The sequence below is a fragment of the Aliterella sp. E5.1 genome, from assembly GCF_057473825.1.
Genome location: NZ_JBYCCV010000039.1, coordinates 1 through 19,891, shown reverse-complemented (window position 1 = coordinate 19,891; position 19,891 = coordinate 1). Strand labels below are relative to the sequence as shown.

Genomic DNA, 19,891 nt, shown 5'->3' with positions numbered 1-19,891 from the left:
ATTGAATATATAATCCTAGTCCAAGTAAGCTCTCTGGTATCAAAGAACCCAAATAGCTACAAACGTGGTGCAATAAAGAAGACTAGGTAAGCGTTATCGGGTTAATGGGATTACTTTTTTTAAATGAGCAACAAATCATGAACACTTCAATACTGGTTGTAGGTAGCTACGAATTTTTTCAGGCAATGCCAGAGCAGATTCGTCAAGAGAAAAGTTTTAGTGTAGAAGTCGCTACCAGTGTTGATGAAGCCTTGTCATGGGTACAAATTTGCCGACCAGATATTTTGTTAGTGCAGGCGAGTATAGATAAAAGTGAAAAATTTTGCCAGTGGAGCAGAGTGCAAGCAACCCTATCTTGTCCTTACGGCATTTTGTTAGAAGATCGCCCTCAAAGCGATCGCCTAAACTGCAATTGGCAAGTAGAAAAAACTGCCATAATGCTAGAAAATATTGCTGATGCTTATATACCTTTTTTCTGGCTGGAAAGTCAGCAAGAGCAAAAAAATGCTACTAATCGCTTGATATTGGCGCATCTTCAAGTAGCGTTACGCAATCGGAAAAAATACCAAGAATTAATCGATAAAAATAGTTCTTTATCAGCGATCGCTTTAGCTGATGCTTTGACCCAATTAAATAATCGTCGAGCAATGGAGCAAGATTTGCCAGAACGGATCTTAGAAAGTCGCTCTAGTAGAAGCCCTTTGAGCTTGCTAATTTTGGATGTAGATCGGTTTAAAACAATTAATGACACTTACGGTCACTTAGTTGGCGATCGCGTTTTGCAGCTATTAAGTTATCGTCTCAAGCGCAACTTGCGCTCTCCAGATAAGCTATTTCGCTATGGCGGTGAAGAATTTGTAATTATTTTGAGTAACAACGATTGCGAACAAGCCCTATTTATCGCCGAGCGCTTGCGTAGTGTAATTGCGGAGCAAGTGTTTACCCTTGATTCCACGCTCAGCTTGAATGTAACGATTAGTATTGGCGCAGCTTGTCTGCAAAGCTTGGACGATCGGGAGGGAACAACTTTGCTAGACCGCGCCGATCGCTGCTTATTGCAAGCCAAAGCCGCCGGACGCGATCGCGTTGTGGGTTGCTCCGGGCAGTTGTGCGAGACTAAAAAAGTTGCGATCGCTGTCTAAAAAATCATTTATATTGACTACTCAACAGGTAAGGTTTCTGTAGGTGTAGGTGTAGGTGTTTCCGGTACGATTGGCTCAATTATTGGCTCTGGGGTTTCATCCTGCACGCTCAAATTAAGCTGATAATTCATCGGTGTGGAGGCGTTTGAAACTACTACTATTTCGTAGTAACCATCTTCTGGTAAAGTGTCCGACCAAGTGCGCGTTGTCGAGTCTGCTAGTAATACGGTTTTACCTGTAGGAGAATAAATAGAAATTAATACTTGAGCCTCTGCCTGCATATCGATTGCCATCAACTGCGCTTGGGCTAACTGAGCAACAAAAACCTTTCCTTCACCGGGGTTGAGACTGCCGCTTAGTTGGGTACTGGTAGTGCCAGGAGCAAAAGCAATCTTTTCGTAAGCCGTACCTGCAATAATGTTACTTGCTTTGTCTTGGGCGATCGCATTCCAAATTTGCCCGACGGGTTGAGTAACAAAATTTTTGCCTTTTTGGTCGGGAAATAAGGCAAAAAAGGCAGCATCGGTAAGATCGTACAACGAGCGGCTGCCCACAAATACTTGATTAATTGCTGCTACGGTGCGATCGCGATCGGCTTTGGTATAACTCCCCAACTTTTGCCGCGAGGTAACGCTAATTGTTTCAAGTTTATTTAGCAATTCATCGGCAATTTTATACCATTGGGATCGCACTTCTGCGTATGCCGGATCGTTTGTGAGCTTGCGCCCTTGCCAGTCGGGATATTTTGCCCAAAACAGCCCATCCATAACGCTAAAATAATAGTTTTCATTGATGCCTAAACTTTGTCGTCTAGCAATTAAAGCATCAGCGATCGCCTGTTCTGCGGTAGATAATTGTACAGATGGTGTTGGCGGGGGTGTAATTGATGGGCTAATACTTGCTACAGGCGGAGATGGAGTTTCGACAATTGGCGGCGGCACATTGGTAGACTTTAGCAAGCTACCGACTCCCCAAAACGTTGCACTCGCTAAGCCAAATAGCAACAAAAATCCAAGTAGAGTTTTTCCAATCGGAAATCCGGCGGGGCTAGGATAACTATTAGGTATTGGTGCTTGGTAAGTATTAATTACCGAAGCACCCGTATAAGCTGGAGCAATAGCTAAAGTATCTTGATTCGTAGAATTTAGTGCTTGCCAAACTTCCCGCGCATTTTGATAGCGATCGCTCATTTTTGGCTGCAACATTTTATTTAGTACCGTAGCTAAGGTATTGCTAACATTTACCTCTTGTTCCCACTGCCAAGATAACGTGCGTGGATCTATTAAGGCTTGGGGTTCTTTCCCTGTCAGCAATACCAACGCTGTTACGGCTAAAGCGTACAAGTCGCTATGAGGGTAAACTGTACCCGTCCGCATCTGTTCGTTGGGGGCATAGCCTACTTTACCTAATAGGGTAGCTGGGGGTGCAGCTTTGCCTGCTTCCGATTGGGCTAACTGCGATACAGTCGCGGCAATTTGCTTGACTCCGCCAAAATCTATTAATACCGGGCGCGAGTCAGAATTTCGTAGTATTAAGTTATCTGGAGAAATATCGCGGTGAATCACACCCAAAGAGTGGATATATTCTAAAACTGGCAAAATTTCTAGCAACAATTGCGCTACATCAGCTTCCGGCAATCGTGGTGGTTGACGGGAGTGAAGTAAAGAAAATAAATTTTTACCTTCTACGTAATCTTGAACTAAAAATAAGTAGCCCTTGCCGTCTACATTGACGCGGAACAATTCGCGAAAACGGGGAATTTGGGGGTGTTGCAGTTGATAAAGTACCCCAGCTTCGCGGGCAAATAATTCTTCAGCTTTTTGTAAAACAGCGCTGGTTTGGACTTGGGGGGCAAATTCTTTTAGCACGCACAATTCATTAAAGCGATTGACATCTTCAGCCAAATAAGTGCGCCCAAAACCACCTTGTCCTAATTGCCGAATAATTCGATAGCGACTGCCTAAAATTAGTCCGCAATAAATACCCTGGGGTTCGGTTGTTGCAGCTATTTGTTCGCCACAACGAAGGCAAAAACGGCTTCCTGACGGGTTTTCATGTCCTTTAGTACAATACTGGGGAGTTGTGGGCGGCATCGGCAGTCAAGAAAACATCACTAATTTTTTATTATCGCCTTTCTAATTGGCTAACTCTATCAAACGAGATCGCTTCCCAAATTTGACCATAAGTATTGGGATTAAGTTTCTTCCCTCGCTGTTGGGGAAACCATTGATAAAACTGGCGATCGATTTGTTGTTTTAAATTATCGCCAGTTTTGTTAGGGGGATAATTGCCCAGTTTGCGCCGGGCGGCGGGAGTTAAATTGTCTAATTTATTGAGCAAATCATCCGCAATCTTGTACCAATCTGTTCTCAAATCCGCGTCTTCTGGGGTAGGTTTCAAACTTCTTCTATTTAATTGTGGATGTTTTTGATAAAAAGCTTCATTTACAGTGGGATTAAAAAACCTCAAAGGAATTTTGAGCGCTTGACGACGGCGGACTAAGTTAGCAACTTGAGCCTCTGTAACGGGTGTAGTCGGCGTAATTGCTGGAACTAAAGACTTTAAAGAACTTAGCAAAGGCAAGGCATTTACAGCCACAATTACTAGCAAACCTGCACTGACAACTTTTAGAGCGATGGGCTTTAGCCAACCAAAACTTGGATTCGCAACAAGAACTTGTGTATTTCCTTGGGGTTGGCTAGTCGGATTTGGCAAGCTTTTTTGTCCGACTACATTAACTGTAGCAATATGAGAGATATTAGTTGTTTCTGGTAAATTGGTAGGCAATTTCAAAGCTTTTGCGACATCCAACGCCGACTCGTAGCGATCGCACTGATTGTAAGCAAGCATTTTTTTTAATACTTTCTCTAGCTTGCCACTAACTTTAATTTCTTTTCCCCAGCGCCAAGTTCCTTTATAGCTGTCGTACAGTTGGTCAGGTTCTTTACCTGTAACTAATACTAGCGCCGTCACCGCCAACCCATACAAGTCGCTACTAGGCGACACTTCACCCGATCGCAATTGTTCTTCAGGGGCGTAGCCTTGCTTCCCCAACTTAGTTAAAACTTGTCCGTTTTGGTTAACATTTGCGGTGACTGATTGCTTTACACCACCAAAATCAATCAGTACAGGAGTGCGATCGCTACTCCGTAGAATTAGATTATCGGGAGAGATATCGCGGTGAATTGTGCCTTGGGAGTGAATATAAGTTAATACGGGGAGCAATTGGCTAATTAAATTAATAACTTCCGCTTCGCTTAGTGGTTTGGGTAAGTCGCTATAAGTTTTGCCTTCAATATAATTTTGGGCTAAAAACAGACCCTCTGCACCCCTGCCCAAGTCGGCGGTAAACAACTCTCGAAATGCTGGTAATTGCGGATGTTTCAGCTTGTAGAGGGCGCTGGCTTCGCGTTCAAACAATGTCTTAGCTTTTGCTAACTGGCTAGTTGCTTGTTCTTGGGGAGCAAATTGTTTGAGTACGCAGCTTTCGTTAAACCGATGCAAGTCCTCAGCCAAATAAGTCCGCCCAAAGCCACCATGTCCGAGGTGTTGCACGATTCGATAGCGACTAGCAAGAATATACCCTGGAAGCAGCCACAAAACTTCGCCGCAACTGGTACAAAAGCCGCTTCCTGACGGATTTACATGGTTTTTGGTGCAATATAAAGGCATAGGTTAAACAGATGAATTAACCAAGAAGGGCGATTACGCAGAGCGTAGCGCCAAGGGCGATCGCATTAAAAGCTAACGTTATACTATCAAGCGATAACGGGTATTAGTAATGTCTAAGCAAATCCAGGATAAACTAATTCAAAAAACTGTAGGTGTTTGTGGAGCAAATGCACGGATTCGAGACACTCGTATTCCTGTTTGGACGTTAGTTTCTTTTTCTCAGCAAGGCGCATCTGAGGAAGAATTACTGAGAAATTATCCAGCGCTAAACTACCAAGATTTAGCAGCAGCTTGGTCTTATTACGAGCAGTATCCACAAGAAATTGACCAATTAATCGATTGCCTCGCCTTATACTGAGCCTAAACGAGGTATTTATGAAATTACTATTGAATAGTATTAGCTTTTTACTAGCTGTAACTTATCCTGTGGCGATCGCGCAACAGGTAGTAGCAACGACTATATCTACTTTTAATACCGCTCAAACAACAAACTCAAATTTACAGAAGGCGCTCAATCGCGGTGACGTAAAGGGCATGGTACCGCAAATAAAAGCAACTTGGGAAAACCAATATGAAACTTACTTTAACCCTCTTTTATCACTTTCAGGAGAGTAAAATCTAGAACCTGCTTTAGCTCAGGATTTTGGCAAAATGACTACAAAGGAAGTCTGATGTGAGAAAATAAAGTTTAAAAGCTTTACATTACAAGCTTTTTCAAGTTTTAGTTTGTTTTTTCCTTACTCAGAGTGACAAAAGAGGGTTAAAACTAACTTTGTTAATCGCACGGTAAGCGATCGCGCTATCTCTAGCACTCTAAGAATTGCCCGCACTACAGGCAAAAAAACCGCCTTAGTTTATTTATTTCCCGGACAACAGCAGCTAGAAATTGTCGTAGTTTTCCCAGGGAGAAAACCAATTCATAAGCGCGTCAAGCAAGCCAATAGTCAAGCATTACAGGCTAAACTCAAGCAATTTAAAAATACTCTTACCATTCCCTCGCAAAGAAATACTAACCGTTACTTACCCGGATCTAAGCAGCTTTATCAGTGGATAATCGCACCTATAGAAGCCGATTTAAAAGCCCAAAAAATAGACACGCTGATGTTTTGCGTAGGTGCTGGTTTGCGGACAACACCCTTAGCTGCTTTACACGATGGTCTGGAACGCCAAGCAACTCCTACGTTCAATTTTGGAATACAAGGTTGCAGTTGAACCAAGTCAAACAGTTGGGTTGGCAAAAAATTCCGGTAGAACTATTAGTATTAAGCGCTTGCGAGACAGCTATAGGCGATCGCGATGCAGAACTTGGTTTTGCTGGGTTGGCGGTAAATGCGGGGGTTAAGTCTGCTATAGCTAGTTTGTGGTTTGTGAGCGATGAAGGTACTTTAGCCTTAATGTCCCAATTGTATAGACAGTTATAGAACATCGCCAATTAAAGCAGAAGCTCTAAGACAAGCGCAAATATCTATGATTAGAGGGAAAGTGCGTTTAGAAAAAGGTCAGTTGCGGACTACCAAAGGTAATATCAAACTCCCGCCTCAACTTGCGAACTTGGGAAAACGAAATTTAGCTCATCCTTATTATTGGTCAGCTTTTACGGTTGTTGGTAGTCCTTGGTAGAAAACCTAGCATTAGGGGCGAATAAGTCGAATAGAAATACCTAGATTATAAGTTTGCCAAATGCGATCGCAACTCAACGCTACTGCGCCTAACGATTGAGCCAATGCCAGACACGCTCTGTCACCGAGAGATAAAGCTGGAGCTTGAAGACGACCCGTAGCAATGGCTTGGTTGTAGTCAAAATCTTGAAACTCTAAACCAATTCCTCTTAAAGTTTGAGCGACTGGCTCTACTGCCAAACCTCGATCGGACAATTTTTTAGCCACTTCTGACCAATTTACCGCAGACATAATACAAGTTTCATTAGTTAAAGCCGCTTGTACTATATCCGCCCCTGGTTCGCTGTTGAGTAACGCTAAAATTGCTGAGGCATCCATAACATAACTACTCATGTCTCGCCTCTGCCCGTCGCTCCTCAATTAACTCATCTACTAAAGAAGTAGAAGAATTAAAGGTGGAACGCAGCCGCCTAAAAACCTCCTCTGGCTGCTCTAAAACGATTTTTCTGCCTTCTAAGCGAACCACCAACTTTGAGCCAGGAACTAAACCTAATTCCTGACGTAAATTTGCTGGAATGACAACTCTCCCCTGCTCATTGACACGTATTATTGCTTCTGTCATGGTGATTAATTAATGTCATTTTGTAGTTATTATGACATTTAATTTAAGAATGCCGAGAATTTAGCGTAGACAAAAATCGTAAATGCGATCGCACTCCCGCCTAGAAATAAATTCCCTGGCTAATAGCCTCAAGTCTACTGAAGTAGACTGAATGTAATTAACTGCCAAACATTTGCAAATTATGTAAACTGGCGTACAATCCCCCTTGTTGCAATAATTCCTCATGACTACCAGACTCAATTAGTTGTCCGCGCTTTAATACAAAAATTCGATCTACATTCCGAATCGTTGAAAGGCGGTGAGCAATAACGATCGCAGTTCGTCCAATTAGCAACTTATCTAGCGCGTCTTGAATTAAAGCCTCAGTTCCTACATCCAAACTCGCTGTTGCTTCATCTAATACTAATATTGGTGGATTGCGAATTGCCGCCCGTGCAAAGGCTAATAACTGTTTTTGACCGCTAGAGAGGTTTGTCCCTCGCTCTCGCAACTGGGTATCGTAAGTTTGGGGTAATTGTTCGATAAACCTGTCTACATTGGTTTTTTGAGCGGCGGAACGAATCTCGTCCATGAAGTAGGTATCGCCCAAGGTGATATTACTTTTTACATCCCCCGCAAATAAAAATCCCTCTTGGAGAATTATCCCCATACGACGACGCAATTCTGATTGCGGTACATTTCGGACATCTATTCCATCTACCAGAATACGCCCCCGGCTAGGTTCGTAAAGGCGACACAGTAGACGAATAATTGAGCTTTTACCTGCTCCGGTTGGTCCTACTAAAGCAATTTTTTCTCCAGGAGCGATCGTAAAGCTCAAGTCTTTAATTATATAATCATCATCTTTGTAGGCAAACCAGACATTTTCAAAGCGAATTTCGCCCATAGATATCATTGAGGCGATCGCACGTTTCCCTTTTTCGGGGTCGCGAATTTCAATTGGTTCGTCTAAAATATCGCTAACTCGCTCTACTGCTGTAAAACCTGCTTGAATAGCGGTAAATTTTTCCGCAAATTGGCGCAGAGGGTCAAATAAACGCTGGGCAAATAAGATGAAGGTAGATAATCGCCCAATATCTAGCTGTTGGCGCAAAATAAATAATCCACCCAACCATAACACAGCGGCGATCGCAACTAAAGCAATCCATTCTAAAGTTGCTGATACGGCGGAGTCGTTGAAAATAGTTACATCTACTTCTTTGATATAGCGCTGGTTGGTAGTGCGAAACAACTGGGCGTTGAATTTTTCCCGGCGAAACAACTGCACTACGTTAATGCCAACAATATTTTCTTGCAAAGTAGAGTTTAGTGCCGATAATTCTTCTCTAGCTTTGTAATTTGCTTTGCGGTACTGCTGCTGGAAATAAACAATCAATCCAGTAATTGGCAATAGCATCAAAACTAGCATCAAAGCTAATTGCCATTGTTCCCTAAACATAAATACGACAATTACCAGCATCGAAAATATATCGCTGACAATGCCAATCGCCCCGGTTGTAAAGACATCTCCCAACGCCTCAACGTCGCTGGTAAGCCGCGTAATCAATTTTCCGACGGGAGTGCGATCAAAAAAACGTACCGCCAAAGATGTAACGCGCTCAAACAAATCGTCCCGAATATCTGCGGTAATTTGCTGCCCTACTTTTTGCACCAAATAGCCTTGAATCCCGGAAAATACTAACCTAATTACAACAGTTAGGAGCAATAATCCTTCTAAAATCCCCAATCCTTGCGCTAAAGGCAGATTTCGCAAAAATTCATAAGCACTTGATTCGTTGCGAATTAAAGATATTGCTTGTCCAATTAAAATAGGTTGCAGCGCCCCAGATATCGCTAATGGTACGAGCAACAACATCGAAATTGACAGCAATCGCCCGTGACGACGCGCATAAGGTACTAACCGGAGGAATAATCGCCAGTCGTTTTCCCTTGGCTGGCGACTTTCCAAAGGCGATGTTGCAGGTGATACGCTAGTCATTTAAAGCCTAAATTTGTAACTTTCTTATTTTTACATTTCCTTCAAGGTAGAAGTCGCCTGTCCCCCTTGTCACCATGCTACAGAATAAACTACTTCTGCCCACTTAAGCTGAGGCAGAGGTTTTTAGTAGCCCTAAAACGTGCTGCTCTAATGAGCAAGCAAGTCCTGAGCCTCCGGGCAAGTTTACAAATTGCCCCAATTTCTGAATATTTAGACTGCCATTCAAATCCGCATCACCAGACCAACCACAATGACCGCATCTAAAAGACTTACTAGACCGATAAGACTTATCCCGCACGGGATGGATATGCAGGCAGTTGTGGCACGTTTTACTCGTGTACCTTGGATGGACAAAAACAAGTTTCACGGCGAACTTAATGCACTTATAAATCAAAAATTGCCGCAACTGGTAGAAGCTCCACGAGTTAGAACGCCTACGCTCGGTTTTAGTTCTAGGCAATTGGTTGGTACGCTCCCTGATTCCGGTCAAGTCTTCAAGAGCAATGATTTGGTTCTGTACTTTAGCTTTTTTAACCAACTGGTAGCTGATTGTATGATACTGTTGGCGAACTTCACAATAGATTCTCAAGTCCAGTAAAATCGTTTTCAATTACCTGGCTGAAGTTACGAAAACACGTTACTTCAGATTTTAATATTAAGTTCGCCAACAGTGTCACTTGCTACTCAAACCCCGTTAGATGCAAGACGATAGAGTTCAGTCTTTTTTGGGAATACTTAGTTTAGCATTACGCTTCATCCATACGGGAAAATGAGTCATCTACTTACTTCTGAACTAACTTCTGCTCAACAGTCCAACTTTCCTGAGTGTTACGAGGAACCGATCCACACACCGGGGTGCATTCAGCCCCAGGGGATACTCCTGGTTTTAAAAGAACCCGACTTCACCGTGGTGCAGGTAAGCGATAATACGGCTGCTTTTATTGATATCGAGCCATACGATCTGCTTGGAAAAAATTTAGATACAATACTTGATTCTCAGCAAATCAACTACTTAAGAGATTGCCTGTCCTACGACAATTTGCAAGACGTAATTCCTCTTGAAATCACCTTGCAGGTTCAAGTTAAAGAGGGATTACAAGCTTTTGATAGCAACATCCACCGTGTAGATGGCGTGCTGATTCTGGAGATGGAGCCTTCCGCACCCTGTGAGGACATTCGTTTTCCCAGCATTTACCATCTGACCAAGACAACTGTGTCTATACTCCAAAGCACTGTAAGCCTCCAGAAACTCTGCCAGATTGCTGTCAAGGAACTACGGAGGTTGACCGATTTTGATCACGTTATGATGTACCAGTTTACCGAAGAATGGCACGGAACTGTAATTGCTGAAGACCGGGTAGAGAGCATCGACTCCTTCCTAGGTCTGCACTTTCCGGCCACCGACATCCCCGAACGGGCTCGCACGCTGTTTAACCTTAATAGAGTGCGGTGCATCGAGAATGTCAACCTTGTAACGGTGCCAATTATTCCTGCCAATAATCCCGTTACCTCGACACCGCTTGATTTGAGCTTATCAATGCTCAGGAGTGTCTCGCCCGTCCACATTGAGTACCTGCAAAACATGGGAGTTGGCGCCTCTATCGCCATAGCGCTTACCAAGAACGGTAAACTGTGGGGACTGGTCGTCTGTCATCACCGGTCTCCCAAACGGGTTTCCTACGAAACTCGTGCCGCTTGCCGCTTCCTTAGTCAGGTTCTGTCTTTAGAGCTGGCGACTAAGGAAGATATTAAGGATTACGAGTATCTCATGAATTTGAAGTTTTCCCAGGCCAAGTTCGTCGAGTATATGTCCCAAGAGGAGAACTTCACCGACGGTTTAGTCAAGTACAATCCCAACCTGCTGGACCTAATTTATGCCAAGGGCGCGGCTTTGTATTTCAACAACCGTTGCACTCTGGTCGGAGAAACTCCTAACGCAGCAGAAGTTGAGCGCCTGGTTAATTGGTTGGACAAACATTCCCACGACGAGATCTTCTGCACAAACTCGCTACCACAGTTGTACGAGGAAGCCGAAGGCTTCAAGAATGTGGCTAGCGGTCTGTTGACAACGCGGCTCTCCAAGGATCAGAAAAACTATGTACTGTGGTTTCGTCCGGAGGTCATCCAGACAGTGAACTGGGGAGGAGACCCCAACCGGCCCGTCGAAGTAGAGGAGGGCAACCTACGCCTGCACCCGCGCAAATCCTTCGCACTGTGGAAAGAGACGGTTCAGTCAAAGTCCTTGGCTTGGAAGCAATGCGAGCTTGATGCGGTTGGCGAACTCAGAAGCGCGATCATTGTCATTGTGCTACGCAGGGCGAATGAGATAGCGAAGTTGAATGCAGAAATGCAAATTGCCTTGGATAAAGAAAAGGAACTGAGTGTACTCAAATCCCATTTTGTGACGATGACCTCCCACGAGTTTCGCACTCCCCTAGCCACTATTTTATCTTCTGCTGATATACTCCAAAAGTATAGTCACAATCTGCGTGAGGAGCAAAAATTTACCCACCTCCAGCAAATTCAAACAAGTGTCAAGCACATGACTCAGCTTTTGGATGATCTGCTGTTAGTTGGCATCGCCACAGCGGGAAAACTACAGTTCGAGCCAACACTGCTGGATTTAATTCGGTTCTGTCAAGCCCTAGTTGAAGAATTAAAACTCATCCATGACAGCTACACAATCACCTTTGCAAATCAGGGTAACTGCACTGCTTACATCGATGAAAAACTGCTGCGACATATCCTAACTAATTTGCTCTCCAACGCCATCAAGTACTCATCCCCAGGTGGCACTATCCATTTTGAGCTTATTTACCAAACGGGGGAAGTAATTTTCCACATTCAAGACCAAGGTATTGGCATTCCTCAAGCAGACCAAGCCCAACTATTTGAAGTTTTCCATAGAGCCAGCAATGTCGGCACAATTTTCGGCACAGGACTGGGGCTAGCTATTGTCAAAAACTCTGTAGACTTACACGGTGGAACCATCATAGTTGCTAGTGAGGTCGGAGTTGGCACAACGTTTACAGTCACGATTCCATTACATAACCCGATAGCAATAGATGACTAAGATTTGGTAGTGCTAAAGAAGTAAGGATTTGTGGTTGTGTTACAAAAAATGGTAGGGTGAAATAATTCGGGGTAAAGACAAGATACGCACAAAATTTATCACGACGTAAAGTTTTGTAACACATTTACTCAGAAGCCTAAATTGGTTGTGCCTCAGATAATGGTGGGGTAAGCTAAAAGGTCATGCCAAGTCCAAGGTTGAAATGCTAATCCCGCACGTTGGGCTGCTGTTGTCTTAAACCGACTGTGCTGCCAAATCCAATTGAAGTAGCTCACGACTAATCGGGTCGTCACCTTAGTTTGTTCCCACATCTTGCCAAACTTGTTTTGTCTACGATGCCAACGTCCGGTTTGTTGTCTGACAATGCCAATGTCAACTGTAGGAGCCGGATTTCGGTAAGTCATAACTTGATATCTTGCACGCTAATCGCAGCCTTTGAATCTAGTCAACTATCTTTTAAGTGTTTTCCCAGCTTGGGGAGTGAAGCGGCATTCTTTATTCTTTAGCCCAATACCTGACTGCCAATTCATGGTTTTTTGTCCAGATTACTGCTTATCCTTCTCAGTATTTATACAGTTGGTCATCACAACCAGAGGACAAAACCCGTGAAATTACTATTCTTAAACCACTTTATCTCCCTTTAAGCTGATTAAACGAGAGCTTTCTGCGATCTTGTATAGCAGTGACACAGCAGCCAGAGATTTCTTCACTGGTGGATGAAATTTAGCAAAGCCTGAAGCTAACGCTGTCTTTAGTTTGCAGTCAAGCTGGAAGTCTCCTCCAAACTTATTTGTGCCTACCTACTGAAAAGAAAATGAAAACAATAAATGTTGTTGATGAATTATTAACTCGATATGCAGTTCATGATGCTATCAGAAGGAAAATCAAGATTTACGCTACGGATCAGACCAAGATTCAAGGCGAGTTAATCATTGAAAACACAAACTACGATGAGCGAGTGTCTGATTCTCTCAACGATTCTCGCTCCTTTCTACCCATTCTTAATGCTGAAATCTATGTTAGTGGCAAGCTGGTAGCTCATACTAAGTTGCGCTCCGACATAGCAGCAGGGTTCCTGGGGTATAGCCACTTTTCCTGAATTAAGGATGATTTTTTAGAACGCAACTTGGTATCAGCATGCCTTTATCTGCATCAATAAGCAGATCATTGCCTATGTGATCGAGGAATAATGCCAGGAACAGTTCTTGAGTCAATGCCTTTAATATCTCATCTACTTGCAGTTCGTAGGGTTCCTACGCTGCTGGTGAAGGCGGGACGCGACTCAACGATTATTCGTTGGTGGGTAACTTAGCAGGCAGAAAATTAAAGCAATGACCCATCCTAACATCGCCACGATAACTACCACCTATAATGTATCTCTTGTTGTCCTTTCAATCGTAATTGCGAGCATCGCCTCTTACACTGCCTTGAACCTGGCTGGGCGAATCACAGTCGCCCAGGGGAGCGCTCGAAAGCTCTGGTTGGTCGGAGGTGCGATCTCAATGGGGGTGGGTATCTGGTCCATGCACTTCATCGCCATGCTGGCCTATGAATTGCCCATACCAATGACCTATGACATTCTAATGGTGCTGATTTCAATGGTGGCAGCTGTTTTTGCTTCTGGACTAGCGCTATTTATAGTCAGCCGTCAGAAAATGGAATGGCTACAGTTGCTGCTGGGAAGCATTTTCATGGGACTAGGGATTGCTGCTATGCACTACATTGGCATGGGTGCGATGCAGGTGGAGGCGATCTCCCAGTACGACCTAAGAGTGGTTGGACTCTCTGTGGCGATCGCGATTTGTGTATCCGCAGTTGCCCTCTGGTTGACATTCCATCTGCGCGCACAGAATACACTAATTGGGAATGTGCGGAAGCTCGGCAGTGCGCTTATTATGGGGAATGCCGTTGCTGGCATGCACTATACAGGAATGGCCGCCGTCAGCTTTCAGCCACTTCCCCTGAATAGCCAGTTTAGGAATGCACCGCCAATCTCGGCAACGGATAATTCTATGCTGGCTTTTGAGATTAGCATGGCGACGTTGGTTATCCTCAGCCTGACGGTGCTTGCTGCCCTTCTCGATCAGCGCATCACTGCCGAAACTGCGAAAGCCGAAGCCCTGCGCCAAAGCGAAGAGCGCTTCCGCTCCCTGGTACAAAACTCATCTGATGTAATTGCAGTTACAGCAGCCGATAGTACCATTTGCTACATAAGTTCGTCCATTAAACAGATTTTGGGTTATGAGTCCGAGGATTGGCTCGGCAAAAAAGCTTTTGAATACGTGCATCCTGACGATCTTGCCAAGGTAGAGAACCTCTTAACGAAAGCCCTCGATTCTTCAGCTACCAACATTACAGCTGAGCTTCGGCTACGGCACACAGATAATTCCTGGCGAGAGTTTGAGGTCATTGCTAATAATCTTCTGGCTGAGCCAAGTATAGCTGGTATCGTCACCACCTACCATGACATCACCGAGCGCAAGCGGGCAGAGGCAGCCTTGTATGAAAGCAAGAGACAGCTTCAAGAGCAGAGTGCGGTACTGATAGAACTGTCAAAGAGCAAGACATTCAGCAGTGGAAGAGACTTGAATGCTGCTATCAGGGAAATTACAACGGCTGCCACCAATACCCTGAAAATTGACCGATCCAGTGTGTGGTTATACAACGGCGATCGCTCAAAGATTCAATGCATCGACTTGTATGAATGGAGCAAAAGTGACCATTCGCAAGGCGTTGAGCTAGCAGCAGTAGACTACCCTGCTTATTTTCAGGCTTTGAAAGAGGAGCGCGCGATCGCGGCGCATGATGCCCACACTGACCCCAGAACCAGAGAATTCTCTGAGTTATATCTTTCTCCCCTTGGCATTACATCCATGTTGGATGCACCAATTTGGTTAAGTGGTGAGATGGTAGGAGTTGTCTGTCACGAACATGTAGGATCTGCCCGCGAGTGGGCATTGGAGGAACAAAATTTCGCTGGCTCCCTAGCAGATTTAGTTTCCCTAGCAATGAAAGCTTACGAGCGCAAGCAGGCAGAAGTTGCCCTGCGGCAAGCGGAGGAGAAGTATCGCAGTATCTTCAAGAACACTATCGAGGGCATCTTCCAGACCAGCATGGATGGTCACTACATCAGTGCCAATCCTGCCCTCGCCCGAATCTATGGTTACGCATCTCCTGAGGAACTGATAGCCAGCCTCTGCAACATTGACCAGCAACTTTATGTTGACTCGAGTCGTCGTGCCGAGTTTGTTCGCCTGATACAGCAGCATGATGCTGTGTCAGAGCTTGAATCGCAGGTCTACTGCAAAGATGGCAGTGTGATCTGGATTTCGGAGAACGCCCGCACTATGCGGGATGTTAGCGGTCAGATTCTAGGTTATGAAGGCACGGTACGAGACATCACCGAGCGCAAGTGGGCGGAGAAAGCACTGCGGGAGAGTGAGAAAAAGTATCGGTCGGTCGTGGACAACGTCAAAGAAGTGATTTTCCAAATGGACACGGCAGGAGTGTGGACATTTCTGAATCCTGCTTGGACAGAAATCACTGGGTTCTCAGTTGACGAAAGCATCGGTACGAAGTTCTTAGATTACGTTTGTCCTGATCACCACCAGCACACTTTAAATCTGTTTCAAGCAGTGATTGAATGCCAAACAGAATACTGCCAAGGTGAAATTCTTTGCTTGACCAAAGACGGTGACTGTCGCTGGATTGAGGTTTATGCGCGAGGGACTCTGGATGCTGAAGGTAATGTCGTCGAAACCTCCGGCACACTCAATGACATCACCGAGCGCAAGAAAGTGGATCGGATGAAAAACGAATTCATCTCCACCGTCAGCCACGAACTACGAACCCCACTGACATCGATCCTCGGCTCCCTCGGTCTAGTTACTGGTGGCGTGGCAGGTGAAATTCCCGCAGCCGCCAAAACAATGATCGATATTGCCTATAAAAACAGCGAACGTCTGGTGCGTCTCATCAACGACATCTTGGACATCGAAAAGATTGAAGCTGGTAAAATGGCTTTCGATCTCCAACCCCTGGAATTGGTGCCGCTAGTGGAACAAGCAATTACCGCTAACCAGGCTTATGGCGAGCAGTTTAATGTCAAATTTAGCTTAGAAAATACCTTAGTCGGCGTGAAGGTGAGTGCTGACAGCGATCGCCTGATCCAGGTGCTGACGAATCTGCTCTCTAACGCTGCCAAGTTCTCCCCACCCAATGACACGGTAGTGATTTCAGTTACGCGTCACAATCAAGCCATCCGGGTGGCAATTAGTGACCGTGGCACTGGGATTCCAGCGGAATTCTGCCACCGGATTTTTCAGAAATTTGCTCAAGCTGACTCCTCAGATACCCGCCAAAAGGGCGGTACTGGCTTGGGATTGAGCATTACTAAAGCGATTGTGGAAAAACTCGATGGGCAGATTGGTTTTGAAACAGAAATCAATGTGGGTACTACTTTCTACTTTGACTTGCCTGAGTGGGATGAGCCAGCGATGACTGGAGTTGATAACAGCAGCCTGCCACCCCAGTTACCTATCCTGATTTGTGAAGATGACACTGATATAGCCACTTTGATCAAGTTACTCCTTAACCGAGCTAATTTTCCGGCTGACATCGCCTATAATGCAGCCCAAGCTAAACAAATGCTGGCGCAAAAGCAGTATGCCATGATGATCCTTGATATCGCCCTGCCAGATCAAGACGGTATTTCACTGCTGCGGGAATTGCGTCAACAAGACAGTACGCGTCAGTTGCCAATCGTAGTGGTTTCTGCTAAGGCTGAACTTGGTCGTCAAGAGTTAAATGGCAATTCGATCACCGTCATCGACTGGCTTAGTAAACCAATTGATCAAACCCGTCTGATAGCAGCAGTAAAACAGGCTACACAGCAGATAGGCAACAAGCCACGTATCCTGCATATTGAGGATAATTCTGATGTGCGTCAGGTAGTCGGGGCTATTTTGCAAAGCGTTGCCGATGTTTACTCTGCCGTGAATCTCCAAGAGGCACAACAGAAACTAGAACAGGAAAGCTTCGACCTAATTCTGCTCGACTTAGGTTTACCTGATGGTTCTGGTCTGGAATTACTGCTACAAATGAACGCCCAGTCTCGACCATCTACCCCAGTAGTAGTTTTCTCAGCCCAGGAACTTGGCACGGGAGCTACGCAGAATCTGGCTGCTGTACTGGTCAAATCCCGGACTTCTAATCAGAAACTACTTGACACGGTTCAAGCATTGATTAAACATCCTACTCCGAATTTGGCTGAACAATCGCTCACAACTAATCAGGAATAACTGGTAAAACCAATGACAACCCCACCTTTAACCCGCATCCTTATGGTAGAAGACGAAGCTGATATTCAGGCAGTGGCAAAAATTGCTTTACAGGCGATCGGCGGTTTCACTGTGGAAATGTGCAGTTCCGGGAGCCAAGCTATTACAACTGCACTTACATTTGCCTCAGACTTGATCCTCCTCGATGTTATTATGCCAGGTATTGACGGCCCGACTACACTCAAAGCTCTACGTGAGCTTCCGCAAACTGCTGACACGCCCGTGATTTTCATGACCGCGAAAGTTCAGCCACATGAAATCACCCACTACAAAGCAATGGGTGCTTTAGATGTGATTGCCAAGCCGTTTAACCCGATGACCCTTTCTGCAACTATCAATAGCATCTGGACTCAGTATCATGGCTAGTTCACCTGACACGGTACAAGCACAACTGAATGCCCTACGTCAGGGATATGCCCAACAGTTGCCGGAAAAAGTTGGTGAAATTGCAGTAGCTTGGAAATCCTTACTTGAACAAGAGTGGAATCACGACGCTCTCAAAACCCTGCACCGCCTGTTCCACAGTCTGAACGGCTCTAGTGCCACCTTTGGCTTTACCGCTGTGAGTAGTGTAGCATCCACGCTAGAAACTTTATTAAAATCCATCAGTGAAAGCGGTGTTCAACTAACAGATGAACAGCTGGTACAAATTAATGCATCTTTGGATGCTTTAAAACAGGCTGCTATCGAATTTAAGCAAAGCGCCCAATCTGGCAAGCTGATTGAGTCTCCAATCTTTAAGTATTCCTCCTTGGAGGCAAAAGATAACAAGCTAGTCTTTCTAGTTGAGGATGACAGGATGCTGGCACAAGACCTTACTGTACAGATCGGACAAAGAGGATATAACGTTCGCAGTTTCCTGCACCTTAAAGAACTGAAGCAAGCTGTGCTAGATACGCCTCCAGCCGCTCTCGTCACAGATATGGTGCTTGCTGAAGGAAGTCTAGCAGGAGCAAATGCTATTTCTGAACTCCAGCAATTAGGACAAACACCATTACCAGTCATATTTATTTCTATGAGAGACGATATCGAAGCGCGCCTTAGCGCCGTCCGCGCAGGTGGAACACACTATTTTACAAAGCCTGTTGATGTCAGTAAGTTAATCAACTCTTTGGATGAGCTAACCACAGATAAACCAAAAGAACCATATCGCATCCTGATTGTTGACGATGATGCTTCGCTGGCTACCTTCTATACCTTAATACTGGAAAAGGCTGGCATGATCGCCGCAACGGTGGTCAATCCTTTGCAGTTGATGGACCCCTTAGTCAATTTCAAACCGGAGTTGATCTTAATGGATGTGTATATGCCAAGTTGTAACGGCATGGAACTGGCAGCCACCATTCGACAGCAAAACGTCTATGCAGGTATCCCTATTGTATTTCTCTCGACTGAATCAAATTTTGATAAGCAGCTAGTGGCGATGAACCTGGGAGGAGATGATTTTCTTACCAAACCAATCCAGCCGAGACATTTAGTGTCGGCGGTGACAGCCCGTGTAGAGCGTGCGCGTAAGCTCAACAAACTCTATCAACAGTTAGAGTCAGCGAATCGAGAACTCCAACACCTAGCTGACTCAGATGGTTTGACTCTGGTAGCAAACCGTCGCCGTTTTGACGAATATCTTGACCAACAGTTCCGGCTGATGGCGAGGGAGAAAGCACCTCTATCTCTGATTCTGGGTGATGTCGATTTTTTCAAAAGTTACAACGACACCTATGGTCATCAGGCAGGAGACGATTGTTTACGACAGGTAGCTAGAGCCATCAGTCGGAGTGTGAATCGTCCTGCTGATTTGGTCGCTCGTTACGGGGGAGAAGAATTTGCGGTGATTCTGCCAAACACACATGCTGAGGGTGCTGTCCAAATTGCCGAGAAAGTCCGCTCTGAGGTCAAAGTTCTAGAAATTGCCCATGCAAATTCCCAAATTAGTAATTGTGTCACTCTCAGTTTAGGAGTTGCTAGCACTCTTCCTTGCGATGAATCCTCCTGTGCAATGTTGATCTCTGCGGCTGACAAGGCGCTCTATCAGGCAAAAGCAAAAGGGCGCGATGCTGTAAGGCTTGCCCCGCCACTCTTCCGCCCAAACGGTGGTGTTGCAAAAAGTCTATGAGGATAGAAATCTCCGAGAGCTAGAGATTAGGGCGAGTCTGCGAACTAAGTTATCCTAGAAAAAAGAGTAAGGAGTAGCGAGTTGATAAAGCAACTTGATAATGGGGGAAGAGGCGATTTAACGGATAAACAGTGGCAGAAGCTGCAACCATTATTGCCACCTCAAAAAGCTCGGTAGTGCGTCAAATAAACGTGGGATTGGTAGAGTAGAGGGGATCTCTCATCTGCAACTCGTCCATGCAATGCCCTTTGTGTGATCATTCTAAAGCCCATAAACACGGCAAGATGCCCAACGGACATCAACGCTATCTCTGTCCTGTTTGCCAACAGACGT

The 19,891-nt window shown here is 45.0% G+C and carries 18 protein-coding genes and 2 pseudogenes; 13 read left to right on the top strand and 7 right to left on the bottom strand.

Annotation, left to right across the window (positions count from 1 at the left end):
• The first annotated feature begins 137 nt into the window (after window positions 1–137).
• A complete protein-coding gene (locus AC2VE5_RS13985; RefSeq protein WP_486888358.1) occupies window positions 138–1,142 on the top strand; it encodes a GGDEF domain-containing protein in 1,005 nt (334 codons plus the stop codon).
• Window positions 1,143–1,159: 17 nt separating this feature from the next.
• Here the strand turns inward: AC2VE5_RS13985 and AC2VE5_RS13980 are convergent, their stop codons facing one another.
• Together AC2VE5_RS13980 and AC2VE5_RS13975 are read right to left on the bottom strand one after the other, a co-directional pair.
• Window positions 1,160–3,235, bottom strand: a complete 2,076-nt coding sequence (locus tag AC2VE5_RS13980) for a protein kinase domain-containing protein (RefSeq protein WP_486888357.1) — start codon at window positions 3,233–3,235, stop codon at window positions 1,160–1,162.
• Window positions 3,236–3,266: 31 nt separating this feature from the next.
• A complete protein-coding gene (locus AC2VE5_RS13975; RefSeq protein WP_486888356.1) occupies window positions 3,267–4,814 on the bottom strand; it encodes a protein kinase domain-containing protein in 1,548 nt (515 codons plus the stop codon).
• A gap of 109 nt (window positions 4,815–4,923) precedes the next feature.
• On the opposite strand from AC2VE5_RS13975, the gene AC2VE5_RS13970 reads away from it, so the two are divergent.
• The 5 genes from AC2VE5_RS13970 (at window position 4,924) to AC2VE5_RS13950 (ending at window position 6,434) form a co-directional block, all read left to right on the top strand.
• Window positions 4,924–5,172 carry a DUF433 domain-containing protein gene (locus tag AC2VE5_RS13970; RefSeq protein WP_486888355.1) on the top strand — a complete coding sequence of 83 codons (249 nt, stop codon included), beginning with the start codon at window positions 4,924–4,926 and terminating at the stop codon, window positions 5,170–5,172.
• A gap of 17 nt (window positions 5,173–5,189) precedes the next feature.
• Entirely contained in the window at window positions 5,190–5,429 is a 240-nt protein-coding gene (locus AC2VE5_RS13965; protein ID WP_486888354.1) for a hypothetical protein, read from the top strand.
• A gap of 186 nt (window positions 5,430–5,615) precedes the next feature.
• On the top strand, window positions 5,616–6,026 hold the full coding sequence (locus AC2VE5_RS13960) for a CHAT domain-containing protein (RefSeq protein WP_486888367.1): 411 nt from the start codon (window positions 5,616–5,618) through the stop codon (window positions 6,024–6,026).
• Entirely contained in the window at window positions 6,023–6,235 is a 213-nt protein-coding gene (locus tag AC2VE5_RS13955) for a CHAT domain-containing protein (protein WP_486888353.1), read from the top strand. Before AC2VE5_RS13960 ends, AC2VE5_RS13955 begins: the two co-directional genes overlap by 4 nt.
• A gap of 46 nt (window positions 6,236–6,281) precedes the next feature.
• Window positions 6,282–6,434 (top strand): hypothetical protein, encoded by a 153-nt coding sequence (locus tag AC2VE5_RS13950; protein ID WP_486888352.1) that lies wholly within the window; start codon window positions 6,282–6,284, stop codon window positions 6,432–6,434.
• 11 nt (window positions 6,435–6,445) lie between these two features.
• Here AC2VE5_RS13950 and AC2VE5_RS13945 read toward each other — a convergent pair whose 3' ends face one another.
• The 4 genes and pseudogenes from AC2VE5_RS13945 to AC2VE5_RS13930 all read right to left on the bottom strand — a co-directional run.
• Complete coding sequence (locus tag AC2VE5_RS13945; RefSeq protein ID WP_486888350.1) at window positions 6,446–6,826, bottom strand: type II toxin-antitoxin system VapC family toxin; 381 nt, start codon at window positions 6,824–6,826, stop codon at window positions 6,446–6,448.
• Window positions 6,819–7,055, bottom strand: coding sequence for an AbrB/MazE/SpoVT family DNA-binding domain-containing protein (locus AC2VE5_RS13940; RefSeq protein ID WP_486888349.1), 237 nt, complete (start codon window positions 7,053–7,055; stop codon window positions 6,819–6,821). Before AC2VE5_RS13940 ends, AC2VE5_RS13945 begins: the two co-directional genes overlap by 8 nt.
• Window positions 7,056–7,212: 157 nt before the next feature.
• Window positions 7,213–9,033, bottom strand: a complete 1,821-nt coding sequence (locus AC2VE5_RS13935) for an ABC transporter ATP-binding protein (protein WP_486888348.1) — start codon at window positions 9,031–9,033, stop codon at window positions 7,213–7,215.
• Between the two features lie 103 nt (window positions 9,034–9,136).
• A pseudogene (locus tag AC2VE5_RS13930) lies at window positions 9,137–9,589 on the bottom strand (RNA-guided endonuclease TnpB family protein); the annotation flags it as partial.
• 213 nt (window positions 9,590–9,802) lie between these two features.
• On the opposite strand from AC2VE5_RS13930, the gene AC2VE5_RS13925 reads away from it, so the two are divergent.
• Window positions 9,803–12,106: an ATP-binding protein gene (locus tag AC2VE5_RS13925; RefSeq protein ID WP_486888347.1), complete on the top strand. Its 2,304-nt coding sequence runs from the start codon at window positions 9,803–9,805 to the stop codon at window positions 12,104–12,106.
• 152 nt (window positions 12,107–12,258) lie between these two features.
• On the opposite strand, the pseudogene AC2VE5_RS13920 reads toward AC2VE5_RS13925, so the two are convergent.
• Window positions 12,259–12,474 (bottom strand): annotated as a pseudogene (locus AC2VE5_RS13920) (IS1 family transposase); the annotation flags it as partial.
• 446 nt (window positions 12,475–12,920) lie between these two features.
• On the opposite strand from AC2VE5_RS13920, the gene AC2VE5_RS13915 reads away from it, so the two are divergent.
• From AC2VE5_RS13915 to AC2VE5_RS13890, 6 genes are all read left to right on the top strand, one after another.
• Entirely contained in the window at window positions 12,921–13,205 is a 285-nt protein-coding gene (locus AC2VE5_RS13915; RefSeq protein ID WP_486888346.1) for a DUF6812 domain-containing protein, read from the top strand.
• A gap of 90 nt (window positions 13,206–13,295) precedes the next feature.
• Complete coding sequence (locus AC2VE5_RS13910) at window positions 13,296–13,418, top strand: hypothetical protein (protein WP_486888345.1); 123 nt, start codon at window positions 13,296–13,298, stop codon at window positions 13,416–13,418.
• Window positions 13,419–13,437: 19 nt separating this feature from the next.
• Entirely contained in the window at window positions 13,438–17,406 is a 3,969-nt protein-coding gene (locus AC2VE5_RS13905) for a PAS domain S-box protein (RefSeq protein WP_486888343.1), read from the top strand.
• A 42-nt stretch (window positions 17,407–17,448) separates the two neighbouring features.
• The gene (locus tag AC2VE5_RS13900) at window positions 17,449–17,811 is read left to right on the top strand and encodes a response regulator (protein ID WP_486888342.1); all 363 of its coding nucleotides are present in this window, start codon (window positions 17,449–17,451) and stop codon (window positions 17,809–17,811) included.
• On the top strand, window positions 17,804–19,558 hold the full coding sequence (locus tag AC2VE5_RS13895; RefSeq protein ID WP_486888341.1) for a diguanylate cyclase: 1,755 nt from the start codon (window positions 17,804–17,806) through the stop codon (window positions 19,556–19,558). The genes AC2VE5_RS13900 and AC2VE5_RS13895 overlap by 8 nt, the downstream gene beginning before the upstream one ends.
• A gap of 236 nt (window positions 19,559–19,794) precedes the next feature.
• On the top strand, window positions 19,795–19,891 hold a 97-nt coding region (locus tag AC2VE5_RS13890; RefSeq protein WP_486886923.1), incomplete at its 3' end, for an IS1/IS1595 family N-terminal zinc-binding domain-containing protein.